Origin of the sequence: Streptomyces thermospinosisporus, from assembly GCF_039526425.1 — a bacterium.
GTDB lineage: Bacteria > Actinomycetota > Actinomycetes > Streptomycetales > Streptomycetaceae > Streptomyces > Streptomyces thermocarboxydovorans.
The window spans coordinates 106,802-127,185 of record NZ_BAAAIZ010000004.1; the positions used below are offsets into that span (position 1 = coordinate 106,802).

Consider the following 20,384-nt stretch of genomic DNA (forward strand, 5'->3'; position numbering starts at 1 on the left):
ATGGCCGGCCCGGCAGCGGGTTCCCGGCGAACTCGGTGCCGCGCCGGAAGCGGAGGAGCAGGTCGGCCGGGGAATGCGGCCGCCGACGGAAGCGGACGCCGCCATGAGCGGGTCCGGAGCGGTCAGGGCCGGCGGTGCGGCCCGGTCACGGGTGCCGGTGGAGATGGACCCGGATCGCCACGACCACCACCAGGGCGCCGATCAGCCAGCCGCCCAGGACGTCGGTGGCCCAGTGCACGCCGAGCCAGACGCGGGTCAGCCCGACACCGATCACCGACACCGCCGCGACCGCCAGCACCGCACGCCACAGGGCCTGGCCCATGCCCCCGCGGTGCAGCAGCCACAGAAGCAACCCGCACACCACCGTGGCGGTCATGGCGTGGCCCGAGGGGAACGCCGCGTACTGGGCGCTGTCGACCGGGTCGGGCCAGACCGGCCGGGCGCGGCCCACCGCGGCCTTCAGCCCCTGCTGCAGTGCCGTCCCGGCGGCCACGGTCACCACCAGCCACAGCGCCGTCCAGCGGGCCGCGAACCGCCACACCAGGACGGCGGCCGTCACCCCGCACAGGATGCGCATCGTCCACGGATCCCAGACCCAGTCCGTCAGGATCCGGCACGCCTGCGTCAGCCCCGGCTCCTCGACCGCCCAGCGGTGGGTGGTCCGGGAGATGTCACCGTCCAGCCCGGTCAGCGGCCGCCACTCGGAGGCGACCAGCACCAGCAGCAGCGCGGAGCACACGCCCAGCACTCCGGCGGACACGGCGGCGGGGGCGCGCCTGCCGGACGGACGGGGCGGGGACTCGACGTGGGGGGTGCGCATGCGGAGATCCTTGCCGACGGTACGGGCCCGGAGCCCGTTGCTCCGACGCTTTCGAGTCTCGTCTACCCCAGTGCCCGCAATCCCGGGGCGAACGCCACCAGCACCGGGATCACCGGAACCAGGGACGCCGCGGCCGTCAGCCGCAGCCGGCGGGCGGCGGTGAGCCGGTCCGGCGGGGTCAGCAATCGGTTCACCCGGGCCGGGACATGGGCCTGCGTGGCCGGGCAGGGGCCGAACACGCCCCGGTGCTCGTTGAGTTCGACCAGGGCGAGCGCGGTGGTCAGCCGGCCGAAATGGCGGGAGGCCACGTCGTCGGCGGCGAGTTCGACCAGCCGGTGCATCTCGTCGCGGAACGCGGCGAACACCCGCACCTGCGGAAACCCGTCGGCCAGGGCGGAGGAGCAGTGCAGCAGCCAGTCGTGACGGGCCTGCGCGTGCCCCCGCTCATGGGCGAGGACCGCGTCCAGCTGCCGGCCCTTGAGCCGGCGCAACGCGGCCGTGGTGACCACCAGTTGAGGCGGGGTCCCGGGCAGCCACCACGCCTCGGGCCGCTCGCCCTCCAGCACCACCAGACGGTCCGAGCCCGGCTCCTCGCCCGGCAGCAGCGGTACCCGCTCGCGCAGTTCGGCCCGGCGCGCCCGCCGCCGGGCGCGGGCCCGCCCGATCTCCCGGACCAGCATGGCCGCCGTCCACAGGCCCCCGCAGGCGAGCGTGACCGCGGTGGTCGCCGCCCAGGGCCCCGCTGTTCCGAGCGCGTACGCCTCCACCACCGCGCGCGGCGCCGTGGCGAACACCCGCCCGCCGACCGCGTGCCAGGCCGCCGCGGCGCTGAACGTCATCGACAGCGCACAGCACAGCAGCACCGCCGCGACGACGCACTGCCACACCCACAACGCGACCACCGGTTCCCGGTCCGGCCAGTCGGCCCGGGCGAGCAGCCGGGGGCCGAGCACGGCGGTCAGCACGCCCAGCAGCAACAGGAGGGCGGGAAGGATCATGCGTGCAGCCTATGAGCGCCGCACGGTCAAGGGATACGGCCCAAGGGGGCAAAGTGACGTACTCAACGGCCCATGCGCCCGTCCGACGGGCACACGGGCACCCATCCTCCCGGCTCACATCGCGAGCAGCATGGCCACCATCGCCATCGCCATCGACAGCCGGCACGCCCGTGCCAGCTCCGGACGGTCCCCCCAGCCCGTGGCTCCGGTGCCACCGGCCGTCGCTGCCGCGGGGACCAGCCGTGCCCCCGTCGCCAGCACATAGCCCGCGAAGTACAGCAGCAGCACCCCGGTCAGCGGTGGCAGGCCCGAACCGCCGTGCCCGTGCCCCGGCGCGGCGCCCATGACCAGCGACATGTAGACCATGGCGCCCGCCCCCACCAGATGATGCAGATGGTGCGCGCTCGCACGGGCCGCCCACAGCGCGTGCAGCCCCGCCGCGCCGAACACCGCCGCATAGGCGGACCAGCCCCAGTCCGGCGGGGTGAACACCGCGGCCGGGACCGCCATGGCGGCCATCCCGAAACCCATCAGCGCCTCGCCGCCCGCCGCACGGCGCTGCTCCTCCACCTCGCTGCGCATCCGCACCAGACAGTAGGCGCCGGTCGCCGCGCAGAGCGCGACCAGCAGCCAGCCGGTCGACGCCGGTCCGTGCACTCCAGCCTCCCCCTGCCCGTCACGGGACCTCGACGGCACCTCGACGATCGGTCAAGGGATGCCCGCACCCGGCGGTGCGCACGCGAGCGCAAGGGTGTACGCGGGGGCGTGCGGGGGAGTGCACGGCAGCTCAGGACCTGTGCGAGTGGCAGTGGCCTCCGGGCCCTGCAGGCGCCGCCGCGGGTGAAAGGCGGCGGCGCTCGCCGCCCCGGCAGCGGGTCGACCGGGCCGAGCGGTCCGGACGACCGTACGCTCGCGGCGACGGTACGACGCCAGGGCCTGCCCCGGACCCCGGCCCGCGCACGACGACGGAGGACGCACGGCCATGACGGCGCCCGAAGGCACCTCGACCCCCGATGACGCCCCGGCGGATCTCGCGCCTCCCGCCCCGCCGGGCGGCGCGGGAGGCGACACGATGGCCGCGGTGGTGCGCCAGTGGCGGGCCGTGCACCCCCATCTCGACACCGCGCCCATGGAGGTCATCGGCCGCATCAACCGCTGCGCCGCCCTCCTCCAGCAGGCCGAGGACGTCCCGCTGCGCCGGGCCGGACTGACCCGGCCCGAGTTCGACCTGCTCGCCGCGCTGCGGCGCACCGGACAGGAACTCACCCCGAGCGAACTGGCCCGGGAGACCTTCGCCTCGGGCGCGGCGGTGACCAAGCGCCTCAAGCAGCTCACCCAGCGGGGCCTGGTGGAGCGCCGTGGCGACTCCCGTGACCGCCGGGTCACCCACGTCCGACTGACCGACGCCGGACGTGACCTCGTCGACGACGTCCTGCCCGCGCAGCTCGCCCACGAGGCCGCGGTGCTGTCCGGCCTGGACAGCCCGGAGCTGGGCGAACTCGCCGCCCTGCTGGGCACCCTCCTCGCCCAGCTGGAGGGCCGCCTCGGCGCACTGCGCCCCTGAACGCCGGCCGCCCGGCGCCTGTCGTCGCTCAGCGCTCGTGGTCCGCCGCGTACACCCCGAACACCGCCCCCTGCGGATCGCGCAGCACCGCGATGCGCGGGCCGTCGGGGACCGTCGTGGGCTCCATCAGCACGGTGCCCTTGTCCCGGGCGGCCGCCGCCGCGGTCTCGTCCACGTCCTCGGCGGCGAAGTACGGCAGCCAGTGCGAGGGCACCTCGGGCGGGAACTTCTCGTCCATGGCCGTCATGCCGCCGAAGCCGGCGCCGTCGATGCGCCACTGCGGGTAGCGCTGCGCGGGGTCGACGCTCCAGCCGAACACGGTGGTGTAGAAGGCCACCGCCTGCTCCGGTGCGCGGGTGAGCAGCTCCACCCAGCCCAGTGCCCCGGGCGCGTTGAACACCCCGGCGCCCGGGAAGGTGCCCGGCTCCCACAGCTGGAAGACCGCACCGTCCGGGTCGGCGATCACGGCGAAACGGCCCAGGTCGAAGACCTCCATCGGGCCGAGCAGCCGTGTCCCGCCCGCGTGCCGCACCGCCCGCAGACAGGCCTCGGCGTCGGTCACCGCGAACGAGACGTTCCAGGCGACCGGCTGCGAGGGCTTGAACAGCGGTGTCAGCGCGGCGACCGGCGCGTCCCCGAGCCGTGCCACGGTGTAACCGCCCGCCTGCTCACGGGTGTCGGTCTCGGCGAGCCAGCCGAACAGACGGGTGTAGAACGCCTTGGCCCCGTCGACATCGGTGGTCCCCAGCTCGGCCCAGCAGGGTCCGCCGGTCACCGGCGCGGTCAGCTTCATGGCGCTCCTTCCGCGCGACCCCTTCGCGGCAGCCGTCCCTCCGAGCACGCTAGACCCGCCCGTCCCGGTGGGCCATCCGGGTCGGCCCGGGGCACCGAGCGGGCCGGGACCCCGGCTGGTGAGGGCCGCCGTCCGCGCCGTACCCTCCTGTCCGTACCGCATCGCGTGGCGGCCACCGGATCCCTGACTCACCCCTGCCCGGAGGTCTCCCGTGCCCGCACTCGATGTGCGTCCCTTCCGCCGCGCCGACCGCGATCAGCTCACCGACCTGGTCAACACCCATGTGGCGGCCGTCGTCCCCGGCGTCTCCGTCTCCGTCAACACCGTGCTCAGCGATCTGGAACGGCAGCCGGAGGAGTTCATCACCGACCCCTGGGTGAGCGAGCGGGTCACGCTCGTCGCCGAGCAGCGCGGGAGCGTCGTCGCCGGCGCGCATCTGCTGCGCTACCGGCCCGGCGCCGAGGTCGGCGAGTCCTACCGGGACAGCGGCGAGATCAACTGGTTCGTCTGCCATCCGCCGGCCTCCTTCCGGCCGGACGCCCTGGACGCCGCCGAGCTGCTGATGCGGGCCTGCCTGGCCCGGCTGGCCCGCTGGAACGTGCGGCGCGTCCACGCCGACGGCGCCCTGCCCGCACCCGTCGTCTACGGACTGCCCCGCAACTGGCCGCACATCCGCGCGGTGTACGAGGCCGCGGGATTCCGGCACGTCGGTGACACCGAGGTGATCCTGCTGGCGCGGGTGGCGGACCTGCCGCGCTCCGAGCCCGGCGGGGGCGTCACCTTCCGGCGGACGGTGGGGGAGTGCGGCACCCGCTTCACCGCCTGCGGCGACGGGCGCGCCCTCGGCTTCATCGAGATCGACACGGCGCTGGCCCGCCCGGAGCGCCACATCCGCGCCGACGGCCTCGCGGACATCGGCAATCTGCACATCGACCCCGCCGCCCGCGACACCGGACTGGAACGCCGGCTGCTCGCCCACGCCGCCGACTGGCTGCGCCTGTGCGGCGTCGACCGTCTCGCCGCCTACCTGGGGGAGGAGGAGACGGAGAGGTACGGCCTTCTGACCGGGGCCGGCTTCGACGAACTGACCCGCACGGATCGCGGCTGGGAGCTCCGCCCGGCCTGACCGGCCCGTCACATGCCCGGCTTGACCGGCCCGTCGCATGCCCGGCCTGACCGGCTCCCTCAGATCCCCGGCCGGTACCGCAGCGGATGATCGGCCGGGGTCTCCACCAGCACGATCGGGGTGCCGTCCGGGTCCGCGATCCACATCTCGATCAGGCCCCAGGGCTCCTTCACCGGCGGCCGGACGATCTCGACGCCCCTGTCCAGCAGCTCCCGGTGGGCCGCCGCGACGTCCGCGACCTGGAGCCACAGGCGCAGCCCCGGAGGGGGCGCGGACTCCGCGCGGCCCGACAGCTCCAGGAACCCGCCGCCGAGGAAGTAGACCGTGCCGCGCTCCGGCCCGGTGCCGAACTCCCGGTAGACGGCGAGGCCCAGCTGCTCGCCGTAGAAGGTCCGCGAACGCTCCGGGTCCGTGGGCCGGATCAGGACGCGGCTGCCCAGTACGTGCACCATGCCGCCGAGCCTAGGGGACCCTAGGGGGTGTCTCCGAGGCCGAGGGGTGTCTCCGAGGCCGAGGGGGTGTCTCAGAAGAAGGACGCCCGTCAGGGCGCCGGCGCCGCCGGGTTAATCTCGTCCCTGCCGCAGCTGCACAGGAACCGGAGTTGCCCATGGACACCGTCACCGACACCGACACCGCACTCAGATTCCGCGACGCGACCGAGGCCGACGTGGACGAGCTGGTCGCGCTGATCGAGTCGGCGTACCGGGGCGAGTCCAGCCGGGCCGGGTGGACCACCGAGGCGGACATCCTCGAGGGGCAGCGGACCGACCCGGAGGGCGTGCGGGAGGTCATCGAGTCGCCGGACAGCCGGCTGCTGACCGTGGAGCGCGACGGACGGATCATCGCCTGCTGCCAGCTGGAGCACCGCGGGGACCACGCCTACTTCGGCATGTTCGCGGTGAGCCCCGCCCTCCAGGGCGCCGGCCTCGGCAAGACGATCATCGCGGAGGCCGAGCGCCAGGCCCGGGAGACCTGGGGCGTGCGCGAGATGCACATGACGGTGATCTCCGTGCGTGAGGACCTCATCGCCTGGTACGAGCGGCGCGGCTACCGCCGCACCGGCAAGACGTTCCCCTTCCCGTACGGCGACGAGCGCTTCGGCATCCCGCAGCGCGACGACCTGGAGTTCGAGCTGCTGGTCAAGGAGCTCGGCTGACCAGCAGCCCGCCGCTGCTCACCCGCTGAACGCACCGCCGCTCACGCCGTGAAGCGCCCCGTGCGCTTGATCTCCGGGTAGTCGGTGGTGGCGCCGTCCAGCCCCAGGGCGCGGACCAGACGCAGATGGTCCTGCGTGTTCACCGTCCACCCGAAGATCCGCAGGTCGGCCTTCCGGGCCCGCTCCACGATCTCCAGGGTGAGCCGCCGGATGTTCAGGCACAGGGTGGCGGCGCCCACCGCGACCGCCCGGTCCACCACGTCCGTGCCGTAGCGGCTGGCGACCAGCGCGGTGCGCACCCCGGGCACCAGCCGGGCGATCTCGGCGATCGCCTCGTCGTGGAACGAGGACACCTCGACCCGCTCCGCGAGATCGCGCTCGTTCATCACCTCCGCCAGCGCCCTGGCGGCCCGGGTGTCCTTGATCTCGGCCTGCAGGGGTGCCCGGACGGCGTCGAGCACCTCCTCGAACAGCGGGATCCGCTCGCCGCGCCCCGCGTCCAGGGCGCGCAGCTCGGCGAGGGTCTTGTCGGCGATCGGGCCCGCACCGTCCGTCGTGCGGTCCACGTCCGCGTCGTGCATGACGACCAGGGCGCCGTCCTTGCTCAGATGCAGATCGAGTTCGATGACATCGAGGCCGGCCTCCTGGGCGGCGACGAAGGACCGGAGGGTGTTCTCCGGCTCGACACCCATGACTCCGCGGTGACCGATGGTGAGGAAGTTCAAGATCCGACTCGCTTCCGTCGACGGCGGCGGGGGGACCGCGTCCCTGCGGCCCTCCTGGACCGTATCGCCTGTGCCCGCATCGTCCAGAGGCTGAACCGTGTTCGGGCGCGACATCGCCCACACGCGTGCAACGCCGGAAAAAATGCGGCGAGGGCGGGGGTGGTGCAGGATATTTTCCCGAGGCTCCCCTTGCTGGGAGAAACCTCGTATGTATACGGTCGGCGTACGAGAGGTTCTCCAGTGGAGGATGGGACATGACGGAAATTCTTGTGCAGTCGGGTACGGAGGCGAGGGTTCCTTCGGAGGGCAGGGTGATCGAGCACCCGGCGTGGCCCGTGCTCAAGGATGCCGTGGAGCGCATCCGCCCCTGGCAGAACAAGGACGGGTCGATCGACTTCGACGCCGAGGGCGCCCCCGGGCGCGCCGAGGCCGAGCGCGCCGTCAACGAGGTCGCCGAGGCCGTCGAGCAGCTGTCCCCGCTGCTGCCGCACGACCAGGCGTACCACGAGGCCCTGGTCAAGGACCTGCGCCGCTGGGCCGAGGGCGGCTTCGAGGTGCCGGACTTCCTCGACTCCCTGATGGCCTTCCAGCCCGCGCAGAACCGCAAGGACGGCCTGCAGCACCTGGTCGTCTTCCCGATGTACACGCAGAACGGCAACCCGGACCGCAACCTCGAGGCGGTCGTGCTGCGCATGGTCTGGCCCGACTGGCTGGCCGAGCTGGAGCGCACCCGCTACGACAACCCGCTGTTCTGCGGCATCACCTTCGAGGACTTCACCTCCGGCTACGACACCAACTCCGCGGTGCTCTTCCCGGAGACCATCGCCGTGCGCGAGGCGCCGGAGCGCTTCACCTGGGGCGGCATCTTCTGCGACCGCGAGGCCGCCCGCTTCCGCCGGGTCACCTCCGCCGCCGTCGACATCCTGGGCCTGGAGCTGCCCGAGGACGTCGCCGCGATGGTCCACGACCAGAAGCGCTGCGAAGAGGCCTTCGTGCTGTGGGACATGATCCACGACCGCACCCACAGCCACGGCGACCTGCCCTTCGACCCGTTCATGATCAAGCAGCGCCAGCCGTTCTGGATGTACGGCCTGGAGGAGCTGCGCTGCGACCTCACCGCGTTCAAGGAGGCCGTGAAGCTCGCGGCCGAGGGCGTGCCGCAGGCCCGTGACGTGCAGGTCGCGGTGCTGTTCGACCGCATGTTCCGCTTCCCGGTCACCGGCGAGCGGGTCCGCAACTACGACGGCCTGGGCGGCCAGCTGCTCTTCGCCTACCTGCACAAGCACGACGTGGTCCGCTGGACCGACAACAAGCTCTCCATCGACTGGGAGCGCGCTCCGCAGATCACCAACCAGCTGTGCGCGGAGATCGAGAAGCTGTACCGGGACGGCATCGACCGCCCCAAGCTCGTCCACTGGTTCGCGGGCTACGAGCTGGTCTCCACCTACCTCGCCCCGCACCCCGGTTCCAAGTGGGCCAAGGGTCCCGAGGCCCTTGACCTGACGCTGCCCCCGCGCAAACTCGTCGATGACGTGCTTCCGGACGAGTTTCCGCTGAGCATGTTCTATGAGGCACTGTCCAAGAAGCTGAAGAACGTGATCGCCTCCACCAAGGGCATCACGGCGGACAGCGCCGAGCGGGTCGCCGCGTGAGCGATCGCGTTCACACAACTGCTCAGGAGGCGAGACACATGGGGAACGGGGCGCTCGACGGTGCGGTGATCGCGGTGGCCGGCGCGGGAGGACCCGCGGGGCGCGCGGCGCTGCTCAGGCTGGCCGAGGCGGGAGCGACCGTCGTCGCCTCCGACAACGACGCGGAGCGGCTGGCGGAGGCCGTCGACGCGGCGCGCTACGCGCACGGCGGCGCCACCGTCACCGGCGACACGGTCGACCTGCTGGACCTGGACTCCACCCGGGAGTGGGCCGCCCGCACCGAGAAGGAGTTCGGCCGGGTCGACGGCCTGGTCCATCTCGTCGGCGGCTGGCGCGGCAGCGAGACCTTCACCAAGACCAACCTCGACGACTGGGACCTGCTGGAGCTGCTGCTGGTGAAGACCGTGCAGCACACCTCCCTCGCGTTCCACGAGGCGCTGCAGCGCAGCGACCGCGGACGGTACGTGCTGATCAGCGCCGCGGGCGCCACCAAGCCCACCGCGGGCAACGCCTCCTACGCCGCCGCCAAGGCAGCCGCCGAGGCGTGGACGCTGGCACTCGCCGACTACTTCCGCAAGGCCGGGGGCGAGCAGGGGCCGACCTCCGCGGCTGTCATCCTGGTGGTGAAGGCGCTGGTGCACGACGCGATGCGCGCCGAACGCCCCAACGCGAAGTTCGCGGGCTTCACGGACGTCAAGGACCTGGCCGAGGCCATCGCCGGCGTCTGGGACAAGCCCGCCGCGGAAGTGAACGGAAACCGTCTGTGGCTGACCGAGAAGCCGTGAACCCCCCGCGGACCGACGCACGTCGTCATCACGACCCGGACGTCCGCGGTTTCGCCAGTGACAACTACGCCGGAGCCCACCCGGAGGTGCTCGCCGCGCTGGCCCTCGCCAACGGCGGGCACCAGGTCGCGTACGGCGAGGACGCCTACACGGAGAACCTCCAGCAGGTGATCCGCAGTCACTTCGGCCCCACCGCCGAGGCGTTCCCCGTCTTCAACGGCACGGGCGCCAACGTCGTCGCGCTCCAGGCGGTCACCGACCGCTGGGGCGCGGTGATCTGCGCGGACAGCGCCCACATCAACGTGGACGAGGGCGGCGCGCCCGAGCGGGTCGCCGGGATCAAGCTGCTCACCGTGCCGACCCCGGACGGCAAGCTCACCCCCGAGCTGATCGACCGGGAGGCGTACGGCTGGGAGGACGAGCACCGGGCCATGCCGCAGGTGGTGTCCATAGCCCAGGCCACCGAGCTGGGCACCGTCTACACCCCGGACGAGATCCGCGCCATCTGCGAGCACGCCCACGCCCGCGGCATGAAGGTGCACGTCGACGGCTCGCGCCTGGCCAACGCCGCCGCCTCGCTCGACGTGCCGATGCGCACCTTCACCAACGCCGTCGGGGTGGACATCCTCTCCCTGGGCGGCACCAAGAACGGTGCCCTCTTCGGCGAGGCCGTCGTGGTGCTCAACCCGGACGGCATCCGGCACATGAAGCATCTGCGCAAGCTGTCCATGCAGCTGGCCTCCAAGATGCGCTTCGTGTCCGTGCAGCTGGAGGCGCTGCTCGCCCGGGACCTGTGGCTGCGCAACGCCCGGCACGCCAACGACATGGCCCAGCGGCTCGCCGAGGGCGTGCGCGCCGTGCACGGCGTGGAGATCCTCTACCCGGTCCAGGCCAACGCGGTCTTCGCCCGGCTGCCGCACGACGTGAGCGAGCGCCTGCAGAGGAAGTTCCGCTTCTACTTCTGGGACGAGGCCGCGGGCGACGTCCGCTGGATGTGCTCCTTCGACACCACCGAGGAGGACGTCGACACGTTCCTCGCCGCCCTCAAGGAGGAGATGGCGCGCCGCTGACCCGGGCCCCGGGTGTGCATAGGTTTGCGGCCGGTCGGAAATCCATGGCGGTCCGACCGGCCGCGGACCTATGCTCGGGCGGCATGCAGCTGATCCAGCAAGACCCGGACCTCTCCGCGTACTTGGCCGCCAGCGACGTGATCGACCACGGGCATCCGCTGGTCAGGGCGACGGCGGCCCGCCTGGCGGCCGGGGCCGCCGACCCGCATGACTATGCGCGAAGAGCCTTCGAGTACGTATGGGACGCCGTCCCGCACTCCCACGACGCGGACGATCCGCGGGTCACCTGGCGCGCCTCCGACGTCCTGGAGCAGCGCACCGGCATCTGCTACGCCAAGGCCCACGCCCTGACCGCCCTGCTGCGGGCGGAGGGCATCCCGGCCGCGCTCTGCTACCAGTACCTGGGCGTGGTGCACGGCCTGGTCGCGGTGTGGTTCGACGGCGCCTGGCACCGGCAGGACCCACGCGGCAACAAACCGGGCGTCGACGCCCGCTTCTCGCTCCGCGGCGAACGCCTGGCCTTCACGCCCGACACGGCGGCCGGCGAACAGGACCACCCCGTCCTCTACGCGGCACCGCATCCGGCCGTCGTGCAGGCGCTCAGATCCGCGCGGGACCGGTCCCACCTGTGGCAGACGCTCCCCACCACGCTGGAGGAGCAGGGCTGCCTGGAGCAGGGCCGCCCGTGAGCCAGTGGGCCGCCTGTGACTCTGCGACTCAGAGAGCCTCGGCCGCGCGGACCTGCTCCGGGGTGGGGGCCGTGCCGCCGAGGTGGGCCGGCATCCACCAGGTGTCCTCGGGGCCCCTGGGGCGCACCGGGTAGGCCCGCTGAGCCGCCTCCAGCAGTTCCTGGACGCGTTCGCGCAGCTGCCGGGTGATCACACCCGCGTAGGTGTCCTTCGACGCCTCCAGCGCCTCGCCCACGCGAATGGTGATCGGCGTGTGGCTGCGCTTGAAGTTGCGCGGACGGCCCTTGGTCCACAGGCGCTGGGTGCCCCACACCGCCATCGGGATCAGCGGCACGCCGGCCTCCTGCGCCAGGCGCGCCGCACCCGACTTGAAGCTCTTCAGCGTGAACGACTGGGAGATCGTCGCCTCGGGGAAGACGCCCACGATCTCGCCCGACCGCAGCGAGCGCAGCGCGTGCTCGTACGCCGCCTCGCCCTGTGCGCGGTCGACCGGGATGTGCTTCATCCCGCGCATCAGCGGTCCGGAGATCCTGTGCCGGAACACCGACTCCTTCGCCATGAAGCGCACCAGCCGCTTCTGCGGCAGTGCGGCCAGGCCGTTGAAGACGAAGTCCAGGTAGCTGATGTGATTGCTCACCAGCACGGCGCCGCCCGTGCGCGGGATGTACTCCGAACCCCGGAGGTCGATCTTGAGATCCCACACCTTGAACAGGGTGCGGGCGAAACCGATCACGGGGCGGTAGACGAGTTCTGCCATGGGCGGGTGGAACCCTTCCTTCTCTGCTGGGAAGGAGGCACTCTCCCAGTCGAAGTTACGCAGCCGTAGGTTTACGGCTTGTCGCTGATGGTGCCCGAATAACGCGCCGTGAACCAGCCCCGGAGCCCGCGAGCGGCGAGATTCTCGTCACGTCCACCCCCGGCCCACCTCGGTCTTTTGCGATGCCGTTATCCCGCGGGGACCGTCAACCGCCGCATCAGCAGGTACATCTCGCAGCCCAGGCAGTAGCCGAACACCGCGTTGAGGAAGGCCGCCGCGAGCGCTGCCCCGGTCGCGGCGAGGCCCAGCCAGCCGGGCCCGGCGGTGAAGCCGATCAGGGCGGTCACCGCGAAGACCAGTCCGACCGCCTGTGCGAACCGCGGCGGCTGCGGCGCCTCGAACTCCGTGGGCGGTCCGAGCCGCGGCCGCACCGCCTTCCGGAACAGCCAGCCGTACGGCGACCGGCCGACCCCGCCCGCCGCGCCGCAGGCGAACGCCAGCGTCTGCCAGGCCAGCAGCCACACGCTCCCGGTGATCATGACGGTCGCCAGCACCACGGTCGTCACCGCCGCCCCGAAGCGGGGCCCCCTCGCATCGATGTCCATGAATCAAGCATTCCGCACGAGAGCCGGAGGGCGAAGGCGGGAATCTTTGCGGTTGTGTGAATGCTTCAAGCTGGTGTGACCGGACTGGTGGTGTGTGTGCTGGTGCTCGCCGCGGCGAGCACCTTCGGAGTGCTGCAGCGGCGGCGGAGCGGGAGAGTGCGGGTGCGCGCGCGGGACGAGGGCAGTCGGCTGGCGGCCGAGGAGCTGGGCGTCGAGCTCGGTGAACGCGCCACGCTGGTGCAGTTCTCCAGCGCCTTCTGCGCCCCCTGCCGGGCCACCCGGAGGGTGCTGGCGGACGTGGCCGGCATGGTCCCCGGCGTCGCGCACGTCGAGATCGACGCCGAGCAGCACCTCGACCTGGTGCGCCGGCTCGACATCCTCAAGACCCCCACCGTGCTGGTCCTCGACGCCGGCGGCCGGGTGGTGCGACGGGCCACCGGGCAGCCCCGCAAGGCCGATGTGATCGCCGCCCTCGGAGAGGCCGTATGACGCCCCGTGGGCCCGCAGTGAGTCATCTCCCACCTCACAGGGCCGACTTGACGGAGCGTTCCACGCATCGTCAGCCTGACGGCATGTCCTCGGAACTCCTTCGCCCGTCGCGGGTACCCGCTCCCTCACCTCGTCTCCCGCGGAAGGACAGTTCCATGACGGCCCCGCCCGCCCTCGGCAACGCCCGGCCCGCCTCGCCCGATCTGCTGCGCTCCGTGTTCCGGCGGCACGCGGCGGGTGTGGCGGTGATCACGGCGCGCGGTGCCTCGGGGCCGGTCGGCTTCACCGCCACCTCTCTCGCCTCCGTCTCCGCCGACCCTCCGATGCTCTCCTTCGGCATCGGCACCGCGGGCTCGAGCTGGCCGGTGATAGCCACGGCTGACCATGTCGGCGTCCATGTGCTCGCCGAGGACCAGCAGGACCTGGCGGTCACCTTCGCCCGCCCCGGCGCCGACCGCTTCGGACCGGGCACGGCCTGGTGGGACGGCCCCGAGGGGGTGCCGCTGCTGCACGGCGTGCTGGCCTGGACGGTGTGCGAGGTCGTGGCCAGGGTCCCGGCCGGAGATCACCGCATCGTGATCGCCGAGGTGCTGCTCGGCGACCCCGGCGACCCCGCCCGCCCCGGGCGTCCCCTGCTGTATCACCACGGCCGCTATCACGGTCTGCGGGACTGAGCCGCTCGCCTCTCGCGCTGCGTGCGCGTCCAGTTCCGGTTACGCTGCGTTGCAAAGGTCACAGTTCAAAGCGCTTGCTTAGCGGGAACGGACTCGGTGTACTGGCGCGTAACGAACTGGGTGTACTGGCGAGTAACCTAATGTGCGGAGCGCGGGTCGCCCCGACCGGGATCACCCCCTTCAGGTGCCTATGCTGCCTGCAGACAGGCAGCCAGAAATGACGATGCAGTAGGAGAGCCGGCGTGAGCTTGAGGATCGTTGTCACTGTGAAGTACGTGCCCGACGCCACTGGCGACCGGCACTTCGCCGATGACCTGACCGTCGACCGCGACGACGTGGACGGTCTGCTCTCCGAGCTGGACGAGTACGCGGTCGAGCAGGCGCTGCAGATCTCGGAGAACTCCGACGACGACGTGGAGGTCACCGTCCTGACCGTGGGTCCGGAGGACGCCAAGGACGCGCTGCGCAAGGCGCTGTCCATGGGCGCCGACAAGGCGATCCACGTGGAGGACGACGACCTGCACGGCACCGACGCCATCGGCACCTCCCTGGTCCTGGCCAAGGCCATCGAGAAGGCCGGCTACGACCTGGTGATCTCCGGTATGGCCTCCACCGACGGCACCATGGGCGTCGTCCCCGCGCTGCTCGCGGAGCGCCTCGGCGTCCCGCAGGTGACGCTGCTGTCGGAGGTGTCGGTCGAGGACGGCAAGGTCACCGGCCGCCGCGACGGCGACGCCGCCTCCGAGCAGCTCGAGGCCTCCCTGCCGGCGGTCGTGTCGGTCACCGACCAGTCGGGCGAGGCCCGCTACCCGTCCTTCAAGGGCATCATGGCTGCCAAGAAGAAGCCGGTGGAGTCCTGGGACTTGTCCGACCTGGACATCGACGCCGACGAGGTCGGCCTGGAGAACGCCTACACCACGGTCGTGTCGGCCGCGGAGCGTCCGGCCCGCACCGCGGGCACGATCGTCAAGGACGAGGGCGAGGGCGGCAAGCAGCTCGCCGAGTTCCTCGCGGGCCAGAAGTTCATCTGAGCCCGAGTTCGCTGACCGTCCCTCATCTTCGCTACGCAGGAGTGCAATCCCATGGCTGAAGTTCTCGTCTACGTCGACCACGTGGACGGCGCCGTCCGCAAGCCCACGCTGGAGCTGCTGACCCTCGCCCGCCGCATCGGCGACCCGGTCGCCGTCGCCCTCGGCAACGGTGCCGGCGACACCGCCGCCACGCTCGCCGAGCACGGCGCGGTGAAGGTCCTCACCCACGAGGCCTCCGAGTACGCCGACTACCTCGTCGTGCCGAAGGTGGACGCGCTGCAGGCCGCCGTCGAGTCCGTCTCCCCGGCCGCCGTGCTGGTCCCGTCCTCCGCGGAGGGCAAGGAGATCGCCGCCCGTCTGGCGCTGCGCATCGGCTCCGGCATCATCACCGACGCCGTCGACCTGGAGGCCGGCGACGAGGGCCCGGTGGCCACCCAGTCGGTGTTCGCCGCCTCCTACACCACCAAGTCCCGTGTCTCCAAGGGCACCCCGGTCATCACGGTCAAGCCGAACTCGGCCGCCGTGGAGCCGGCCCCGGCCGCGGGCACGGTCGAGGCCCTGTCGGTGACCTTCTCCGACAAGGCGACCGGCACCAAGGTCACCGGCCGCACGCCGCGCGAGTCCACCGGCCGTCCCGAGCTGACCGAGGCCGCGATCGTGGTCTCCGGCGGCCGCGGCGTCAACGGCGCCGAGAACTTCGCGATCATCGAGGCCCTCGCCGACGAGCTCGGCGCGGCCGTCGGTGCCTCGCGTGCCGCCGTCGACGCCGGCTGGTACCCGCACACCAACCAGGTCGGCCAGACCGGCAAGTCGGTCTCGCCGCAGCTGTACATCGCCGCCGGTATCTCGGGCGCGATCCAGCACCGGGCCGGTATGCAGACCTCGAAGACCATCGTGGCCATCAACAAGGACCCCGAGGCCCCGATCTTCGACCTGGTCGACTACGGCGTCGTCGGCGACCTGTTCGACGTCGTGCCGCAGCTCACCGAGGAGGTCAAGGCCCGCAAGGGCTGATCCCCCCCGCAGCCGCAGCAGGCCCCCGCGACCGTCACGGCCGCGGGGGCCTCGCTCATGCCGGGGCCTCGGTCATGCCAGGGTCAGCGTGGCCTGCACCGGCAGATGATCGCTGGGGTACTGCCCGTCCGCGGTGAAGGTGTTGATCGCCGCCCGGTGCACGGTGACGCCGGGAGTGGCCAGGATCCAGTCGATGCGGTCGCCGCCCGGCACCGGCGGCCGGTAGTTGTGGAAGGTGCCGTACAGCTCGCTCCGCTCGGCCGCCGCGTCCCAGGTGTCGACCAGACCGGCGGAGAGCATCGTGTCGTACACCGGGTTGCCGTGGGCGGGCACATTGAAGTCGCCCGTCACCAGCACGGGCAGCGAGCGGTCCATCTTCCGGATGTGCTCGGCGGTGAGGCCGGCGGCCCGCTCGCGTGCATACTGACCGGCGTTGTCCAGGTGGGTGTTGAGCAGGACGAACTCCCGCCCGTCGCCGGTGAGATCGCGGAAGCGGACCCAGGTGACCATGCGGATCGAGGCGTTGCCCCAGGTGTTCGATGCGATCACATACGGCGTGTCGGAGAGCCAGAAGTGCTCGTACTCCAGCGGCTCGAGGCGGCGGGTGTCGTAGAAGACGGCCATGAACTCGTCCCGGCTGCCGCCCGCGCGCCCGGTGCCGATCCAGTCGTAGTCCGGGCCCAGACCGGCCTCGATGTCGTGCAGCTGCCGGTACAGGCCCTCCTGGGTGCCGATGACATGCGGGCGCTCCTGGCGCAGCAGCCGTCGCATCACGGGCCTGCGGGTGGCCCAGCTGTGCGGCTCCGCGTCGCTCGCGTAGCGCAGATTGAACGACATCACCTCCAGGGGGCGGCCGTCCGGGCCCTCCGCCGCGGCGGCGGGCGCGGACGACAGTGCTGTACTGGAGAGCTGAAGGGCGACGGAGGCGGCCAGTGCGGATCTCAGTCCCGTGCGGCGGGTGACTCGCGGGTGGTGTGGCACCAGGCTCTGCCTTTCTGTTCGCGTCGGTCGGGGCCGTGCGCTGCTGGTCCGACGGTGCCAGATGAACGTGAACATGCCGAGAGGGCGGAGTGGATCTCGGAGCAAGACAGTGTTGACCGACGGCAGAGCGGCGGATAACTTCGTTCTGCGGATTATCGATTCCGTATAACGGAAATCAGGAGGGCGAGGAATGGGCCAGGGCCAGCAGGAGCGGGTGGTGACGAGCCTCTCGGGTGCCGTCAGCGAGGAGATCAGCGCCTCCCTCGCGCCGGTCGACGCCGAGCTGGAGCGCCGCTACCCGGGGGATCCCGGCACCCGCCAGCCCGTCCACACCGTCTACGTCCCGGGCGACGCCTTCGCCGCCGGCACCATCCGCTCCTGGGGCGACCAGGCGCTCGCCGCGCTCGACGAACACGCCCCGGACGCCGCCGCCTTCGCCTCCGCCCTCGGACTCGACGAGGCCCTCGCCGAGGACGTCTACGGCCGGGTCCGCGCCAAGCTCGAACGCGAACCCGTCGAGGACCTGCGGGTCGACTTCGAGGACGGCTACGGCAACCGCCCCGACGCCGAGGAGGACGAGACCGCCGCCCGCGCCGCACGGCTGATCGCCGAGGCGTACCGGAACGGCACCGCCGCCCCCTACATGGGCATCCGGATGAAGTGCATGGAGGCCGCCGTACGCGACCGGGGCATCCGCACCCTCGACATCTTCCTCACCGGCCTGATGGAGGCCGGCGGCCTGCCCGCCGGTCTGGTCCTGACCCTGCCCAAGGTCACCTACGCCGAGCAGGTCACCGCCATGGCGCGGCTGCTCGACGCCTTCGAGAAGGCGCACGGCCTGGAGCCGGGCCGGATCGGCTTCGAGATCCAGATCGAGACCAGCCAGGCCATCCTCGCCGCCGACGGCACCGCGACCGTCGCCCGGATGATCCAGGCCGCCGAGGGCCGCGCCACCGGCCTGCACTACGGCACCTTCGACTACAGCGCCTGCCTCGGCGTCTCTGCCGCCCACCAGGCCAGCGACCACCCCGCCGCCGACCATGCCAAGGCCGTCATGCAGGTTGCCGCGGCCGGAACCGGCGTGCGCGTCTCCGACGGCTCCACCAACGTCCTGCCGGTCGGCCCCACGGAGAAGGTCCACGCCGCCTGGCGGCTCCACTACGGCCTCACCCGCCGCGCCCTCGCCCGCGCCTACTACCAGGGCTGGGACATGCACCCCGGCCACCTGCCCACCCGGTACGCGGCCGTCTTCGCCTTCTACCGGGAGGGCTTCGAGCAGGCCGCCGCCCGCCTCGCCCGCTACGCCAGCCGGACCGGCGGCGACGTCATGGACGAGCCCGCCACCGCCAAGGCCCTCAGCGGCTATCTGCTGCGCGGCCTGGACTGCGGCGCGCTGGACGTCGCCGAGGTCGCCCGGCTCTCCGGCCTCGACCGCGCCGGCCTCGAGGGCTTCGCGGCACCCCGGCGCGGCGACCTCACGGCTTCCGCGCAGTAGCTCACCGCTCCCGCGCGGCGGGCGGCCCCGGCACGCTCCCGGCTTGCCTGTGCTTATCGAATCTCGATAGATTCCGATCGTGGTTCGATGGGAGGTCAGACGATGGGGAAACTGACGGTGCTCGCTCTTCGCGCGGTGATCGTGGCGCTGCTGGCCGGCTCGGTGTTCGTCCAGGCGGTGATGGTGCCGCTGCTCGCCAGTGACCTGAAGGGCCTGGACGAGGAGGTGGCCCGGCTGGCCGACCCGGTCCTGGTGATCGTCGTGCTGGGCGTCGTGACGGCCCAGATCGTCCTTGTCTGCGTCTGGCGGCTGGTCACCATGGTGCGCCGCGGCACGGTCTTCTCCCACGCGGCCTTCCGCTACGTCCACATCGTGATCGGCGCCTTCGTGGCCGCCGCGCTCCTGGTGTTCGCGCTCGGCGCGGTCCTGGCGCCGGGCGAGGCCGTCGCCCCCGGAGTCGTCCTCCTGGTGGGCGGAGCCGGGCTCGCGGTCTTCGGGATCGCGCTCGTGGTGCTGGTCCTGCGCATGCTGCTCGCCCAGGCCGTCGCCCGCGAGGTGGAGGCGACGCGGATGAGGGCCGAACTGGCCGAGGTGATCTGATGCCGATCGTCGTCGACATCGACGTGATGCTCGCCCGGCGGAAGATGTCCGTCGGCGAGCTGGCCGAGCGCGTCGGCATCACCCCCGCCAACCTCGCGGTGCTGAAGAACGGCCGCGCCAAGGCGGTGCGCTTCACCACCCTCGCCGCGCTGTGCGAGGCGCTCGACTGCCAGCCCGGAGACCTGCTGCGCTACGAGCCGGAGGACGAGCCCGCGTCCCGGCCGAGGGCCGGTGCGCCGGGGGCTCGGTAGCGGCTCCGTCACAGCCGGGGCGGCCGGGCCCCGCACCCGTCCGGGCCCCTTAGGCTGTACGCCACGCACGATCAGAGGTGTCACAGGAGCGGGGCAGAGCGGTGTCATCGGGGGAGCACGGACGGGCGGACGGGACCGGGCGGCTGCTCGCCGGCCGGTACCGGATCACACAGCAACTCGGCCGCGGCGGCATGGGGGTCGTCTGGAAGGCGGTCGACGAGGTCCTCGGCCGCGAGGTGGCGCTCAAGGAGCTGCGCACCTACACCGACGCGGCCGGACCCGAACTGGCCGACCTGCGGCTGCGGATGCAGCGCGAGGCACGGGCGGCGGCCCGGGTGCGCCACCCCGGGGTGATCGCGGTGCACGACATCGCCGAGGTGGACGGCCGCCCGCTGATCGTCATGGAACTGGTCGACGGGCCTTCCCTGGACGACGTGCTCCGCGAACGCGGCACCCTGGACCCCCGCGAGGCGGCCGGCATCGGCGCCGAGGTCATGGACGCGCTGGCCGCCGCCCACCGCGTCGGGGTGCTGCACCGCGACGTCAAGCCCGGCAACATCCTGCTCGACCGCTCCGGCCGCGTGGTGCTCACCGACTTCGGCATCGCCACCATGGACGACCCCGGCGACGGCTCGGCGACCCACCTCACCCGCAGCGGGGAGATCGTCGGCTCCCTCGACTACCTGGCGCCCGAGCGGGCCCAGGGCGCCGACCCGGGCCCCGCCTCCGACGTCTGGGCCCTGGGCGCCACCCTCTACGCGGCGGTCGAGGGCTCCTCGCCCTTCCGCCGCACCTCGACGTTCTCCACCCTCACCGCGATCGTCAGTGAGCCGCTGCCGGAGCCCCGCCGCGCCGGACCGCTCGCCCCGGTCCTGCGGATGCTGATGGACAAGCGGCCCGAGTCCCGTCCGGGCGCCGACGAGGCCCGGCGGCTGCTGGAGGCCGTCGCGAACGGCACCGCCCCGGACGACGCCGCGACGGCGGCTCTGCGTTCCTCGGGGCCCCCGGCGCCCCCGGCCACCCGCACGGAGACCGAGCGCGTCACGGCCGCCGTCCCGCCGGGCTTCGGCCCGCCGCAGCCGCCCGCCGGCCAGGGCGACGGCCACGGC

At 72.4% G+C, this 20,384-nt stretch carries 24 protein-coding genes; 15 read left to right on the forward strand and 9 right to left on the reverse strand.

The window, feature by feature from the left end; genetic code table 11:
- Positions 1-145: 145 nt before the first annotated feature.
- From ABD207_RS02015 to ABD207_RS02025, 3 genes are all read right to left on the reverse strand, one after another.
- Complete coding sequence (locus ABD207_RS02015) at positions 146-820, reverse strand: phosphatase PAP2 family protein (RefSeq protein WP_344009527.1); 675 nt, start codon at positions 818-820, stop codon at positions 146-148.
- A 62-nt stretch (positions 821-882) separates the two neighbouring features.
- Entirely contained in the window at positions 883-1,818 is a 936-nt protein-coding gene (locus ABD207_RS02020) for a M56 family metallopeptidase (RefSeq protein WP_344009529.1), read from the reverse strand.
- 114 nt (positions 1,819-1,932) lie between these two features.
- Positions 1,933-2,475, reverse strand: a complete 543-nt coding sequence (locus ABD207_RS02025) for a DUF5134 domain-containing protein (RefSeq protein ID WP_344009531.1) — start codon at positions 2,473-2,475, stop codon at positions 1,933-1,935.
- A gap of 415 nt (positions 2,476-2,890) precedes the next feature.
- Here ABD207_RS02025 and ABD207_RS02030 point away from each other — a divergent pair, with 415 nt between their 5' ends.
- On the forward strand, positions 2,891-3,382 hold the full coding sequence (locus tag ABD207_RS02030; protein ID WP_344009579.1) for a MarR family winged helix-turn-helix transcriptional regulator: 492 nt from the start codon (positions 2,891-2,893) through the stop codon (positions 3,380-3,382).
- A gap of 28 nt (positions 3,383-3,410) precedes the next feature.
- Here ABD207_RS02030 and ABD207_RS02035 read toward each other — a convergent pair whose 3' ends face one another.
- Positions 3,411-4,175, reverse strand: coding sequence for a VOC family protein (locus tag ABD207_RS02035; protein ID WP_344009533.1), 765 nt, complete (start codon positions 4,173-4,175; stop codon positions 3,411-3,413).
- Positions 4,176-4,386: 211 nt separating this feature from the next.
- On the opposite strand from ABD207_RS02035, the gene ABD207_RS02040 reads away from it, so the two are divergent.
- On the forward strand, positions 4,387-5,301 hold the full coding sequence (locus tag ABD207_RS02040; protein ID WP_344009535.1) for a GNAT family N-acetyltransferase: 915 nt from the start codon (positions 4,387-4,389) through the stop codon (positions 5,299-5,301).
- Between the two features lie 59 nt (positions 5,302-5,360).
- On the opposite strand, the gene ABD207_RS02045 is transcribed toward ABD207_RS02040, so the two are convergent.
- Positions 5,361-5,753, reverse strand: coding sequence for a VOC family protein (locus ABD207_RS02045; protein ID WP_344009537.1), 393 nt, complete (start codon positions 5,751-5,753; stop codon positions 5,361-5,363).
- 155 nt (positions 5,754-5,908) lie between these two features.
- Here ABD207_RS02045 and ABD207_RS02050 point away from each other — a divergent pair, with 155 nt between their 5' ends.
- Positions 5,909-6,457, forward strand: a complete 549-nt coding sequence (locus ABD207_RS02050; protein ID WP_344009539.1) for a GNAT family N-acetyltransferase — start codon at positions 5,909-5,911, stop codon at positions 6,455-6,457.
- 41 nt (positions 6,458-6,498) lie between these two features.
- On the opposite strand, the gene ABD207_RS02055 is transcribed toward ABD207_RS02050, so the two are convergent.
- Complete coding sequence (locus tag ABD207_RS02055; protein WP_344009541.1) at positions 6,499-7,182, reverse strand: glycerophosphodiester phosphodiesterase; 684 nt, start codon at positions 7,180-7,182, stop codon at positions 6,499-6,501.
- Positions 7,183-7,436: 254 nt separating this feature from the next.
- Here ABD207_RS02055 and ABD207_RS02060 point away from each other — a divergent pair, with 254 nt between their 5' ends.
- From ABD207_RS02060 to ABD207_RS02075, 4 genes are all read left to right on the forward strand, one after another.
- On the forward strand, positions 7,437-8,834 hold the full coding sequence (locus ABD207_RS02060) for a DUF6421 family protein (RefSeq protein WP_344009543.1): 1,398 nt from the start codon (positions 7,437-7,439) through the stop codon (positions 8,832-8,834).
- A 38-nt stretch (positions 8,835-8,872) separates the two neighbouring features.
- Positions 8,873-9,619 carry an SDR family NAD(P)-dependent oxidoreductase gene (locus ABD207_RS02065; protein ID WP_344009545.1) on the forward strand — a complete coding sequence of 249 codons (747 nt, stop codon included), beginning with the start codon at positions 8,873-8,875 and terminating at the stop codon, positions 9,617-9,619.
- Positions 9,616-10,689 (forward strand): threonine aldolase family protein, encoded by a 1,074-nt coding sequence (locus ABD207_RS02070; protein WP_344009547.1) that lies wholly within the window; start codon positions 9,616-9,618, stop codon positions 10,687-10,689. Before ABD207_RS02065 ends, ABD207_RS02070 begins: the two co-directional genes overlap by 4 nt.
- Before the next feature lie 83 nt (positions 10,690-10,772).
- Positions 10,773-11,378 (forward strand): transglutaminase-like domain-containing protein, encoded by a 606-nt coding sequence (locus tag ABD207_RS02075; RefSeq protein WP_344009549.1) that lies wholly within the window; start codon positions 10,773-10,775, stop codon positions 11,376-11,378.
- 28 nt (positions 11,379-11,406) lie between these two features.
- Here the strand turns inward: ABD207_RS02075 and ABD207_RS02080 are convergent, their stop codons facing one another.
- A complete protein-coding gene (locus ABD207_RS02080) occupies positions 11,407-12,135 on the reverse strand; it encodes a lysophospholipid acyltransferase family protein (protein ID WP_344009551.1) in 729 nt (242 codons plus the stop codon).
- Positions 12,136-12,323: 188 nt separating this feature from the next.
- Complete coding sequence (locus ABD207_RS02085) at positions 12,324-12,740, reverse strand: DUF4395 domain-containing protein (RefSeq protein ID WP_344009553.1); 417 nt, start codon at positions 12,738-12,740, stop codon at positions 12,324-12,326.
- Positions 12,741-12,815: 75 nt separating this feature from the next.
- Here ABD207_RS02085 and ABD207_RS02090 point away from each other — a divergent pair, with 75 nt between their 5' ends.
- From ABD207_RS02090 to ABD207_RS02105, 4 genes are all read left to right on the forward strand, one after another.
- Positions 12,816-13,229: a thioredoxin family protein gene (locus tag ABD207_RS02090; RefSeq protein ID WP_344009555.1), complete on the forward strand. Its 414-nt coding sequence runs from the start codon at positions 12,816-12,818 to the stop codon at positions 13,227-13,229.
- Between the two features lie 155 nt (positions 13,230-13,384).
- On the forward strand, positions 13,385-13,903 hold the full coding sequence (locus tag ABD207_RS02095; protein ID WP_344009557.1) for a flavin reductase family protein: 519 nt from the start codon (positions 13,385-13,387) through the stop codon (positions 13,901-13,903).
- A gap of 242 nt (positions 13,904-14,145) precedes the next feature.
- On the forward strand, positions 14,146-14,934 hold the full coding sequence (locus ABD207_RS02100; protein WP_167989952.1) for an electron transfer flavoprotein subunit beta/FixA family protein: 789 nt from the start codon (positions 14,146-14,148) through the stop codon (positions 14,932-14,934).
- Positions 14,935-14,985: 51 nt separating this feature from the next.
- Complete coding sequence (locus ABD207_RS02105) at positions 14,986-15,948, forward strand: electron transfer flavoprotein subunit alpha/FixB family protein (protein ID WP_344009559.1); 963 nt, start codon at positions 14,986-14,988, stop codon at positions 15,946-15,948.
- 72 nt (positions 15,949-16,020) lie between these two features.
- On the opposite strand, the gene ABD207_RS02110 is transcribed toward ABD207_RS02105, so the two are convergent.
- Entirely contained in the window at positions 16,021-16,929 is a 909-nt protein-coding gene (locus ABD207_RS02110) for an endonuclease/exonuclease/phosphatase family protein (RefSeq protein ID WP_344009561.1), read from the reverse strand.
- Between the two features lie 190 nt (positions 16,930-17,119).
- Here ABD207_RS02110 and ABD207_RS02115 point away from each other — a divergent pair, with 190 nt between their 5' ends.
- From ABD207_RS02115 to ABD207_RS02130, 4 genes are all read left to right on the forward strand, one after another.
- A complete protein-coding gene (locus tag ABD207_RS02115; RefSeq protein WP_344009564.1) occupies positions 17,120-18,424 on the forward strand; it encodes a DUF6986 family protein in 1,305 nt (434 codons plus the stop codon).
- Positions 18,425-18,526: 102 nt separating this feature from the next.
- Positions 18,527-19,024: a DUF2975 domain-containing protein gene (locus ABD207_RS02120; RefSeq protein ID WP_344009567.1), complete on the forward strand. Its 498-nt coding sequence runs from the start codon at positions 18,527-18,529 to the stop codon at positions 19,022-19,024.
- Positions 19,024-19,275 carry a helix-turn-helix domain-containing protein gene (locus ABD207_RS02125; protein WP_344009569.1) on the forward strand — a complete coding sequence of 84 codons (252 nt, stop codon included), beginning with the start codon at positions 19,024-19,026 and terminating at the stop codon, positions 19,273-19,275. The genes ABD207_RS02120 and ABD207_RS02125 overlap by 1 nt, the downstream gene beginning before the upstream one ends.
- 101 nt (positions 19,276-19,376) lie before the next feature.
- A partial coding sequence (locus ABD207_RS02130; RefSeq protein WP_344009571.1) for a serine/threonine-protein kinase occupies positions 19,377-20,384 on the forward strand: 1,008 nt, incomplete at its 3' end.

What these genes read in the sequence shown, in the direction of transcription:
- ABD207_RS02085 (WP_344009553.1), bottom strand. Translation starts at nt 12,740, where the DNA reads ATGGACATCGATGCGAGGGGGCCCCGCTTCGGGGCGGCGGTGACGACC.
- ABD207_RS02035 (WP_344009533.1), bottom strand. Translation starts at nt 4,175, where the DNA reads ATGAAGCTGACCGCGCCGGTGACCGGCGGACCCTGCTGGGCCGAGCTG.
- ABD207_RS02115 (WP_344009564.1), top strand. Translation starts at nt 17,120, where the DNA reads ATGGGCCAGGGCCAGCAGGAGCGGGTGGTGACGAGCCTCTCGGGTGCC.
- ABD207_RS02060 (WP_344009543.1), top strand. Translation starts at nt 7,437, where the DNA reads ATGACGGAAATTCTTGTGCAGTCGGGTACGGAGGCGAGGGTTCCTTCG.
- ABD207_RS02125 (WP_344009569.1), top strand. Translation starts at nt 19,024, where the DNA reads ATGCCGATCGTCGTCGACATCGACGTGATGCTCGCCCGGCGGAAGATG.
- ABD207_RS02045 (WP_344009537.1), bottom strand. Translation starts at nt 5,753, where the DNA reads ATGGTGCACGTACTGGGCAGCCGCGTCCTGATCCGGCCCACGGACCCG.
- ABD207_RS02030 (WP_344009579.1), top strand. Translation starts at nt 2,891, where the DNA reads ATGGCCGCGGTGGTGCGCCAGTGGCGGGCCGTGCACCCCCATCTCGAC.
- ABD207_RS02105 (WP_344009559.1), top strand. Translation starts at nt 14,986, where the DNA reads ATGGCTGAAGTTCTCGTCTACGTCGACCACGTGGACGGCGCCGTCCGC.
- ABD207_RS02120 (WP_344009567.1), top strand. Translation starts at nt 18,527, where the DNA reads ATGGGGAAACTGACGGTGCTCGCTCTTCGCGCGGTGATCGTGGCGCTG.
- ABD207_RS02050 (WP_344009539.1), top strand. Translation starts at nt 5,909, where the DNA reads ATGGACACCGTCACCGACACCGACACCGCACTCAGATTCCGCGACGCG.
- ABD207_RS02075 (WP_344009549.1), top strand. Translation starts at nt 10,773, where the DNA reads ATGCAGCTGATCCAGCAAGACCCGGACCTCTCCGCGTACTTGGCCGCC.
- ABD207_RS02065 (WP_344009545.1), top strand. Translation starts at nt 8,873, where the DNA reads ATGGGGAACGGGGCGCTCGACGGTGCGGTGATCGCGGTGGCCGGCGCG.
- ABD207_RS02080 (WP_344009551.1), bottom strand. Translation starts at nt 12,135, where the DNA reads ATGGCAGAACTCGTCTACCGCCCCGTGATCGGTTTCGCCCGCACCCTG.
- ABD207_RS02020 (WP_344009529.1), bottom strand. Translation starts at nt 1,818, where the DNA reads ATGATCCTTCCCGCCCTCCTGTTGCTGCTGGGCGTGCTGACCGCCGTG.
- ABD207_RS02095 (WP_344009557.1), top strand. Translation starts at nt 13,385, where the DNA reads ATGACGGCCCCGCCCGCCCTCGGCAACGCCCGGCCCGCCTCGCCCGAT.
- ABD207_RS02015 (WP_344009527.1), bottom strand. Translation starts at nt 820, where the DNA reads ATGCGCACCCCCCACGTCGAGTCCCCGCCCCGTCCGTCCGGCAGGCGC.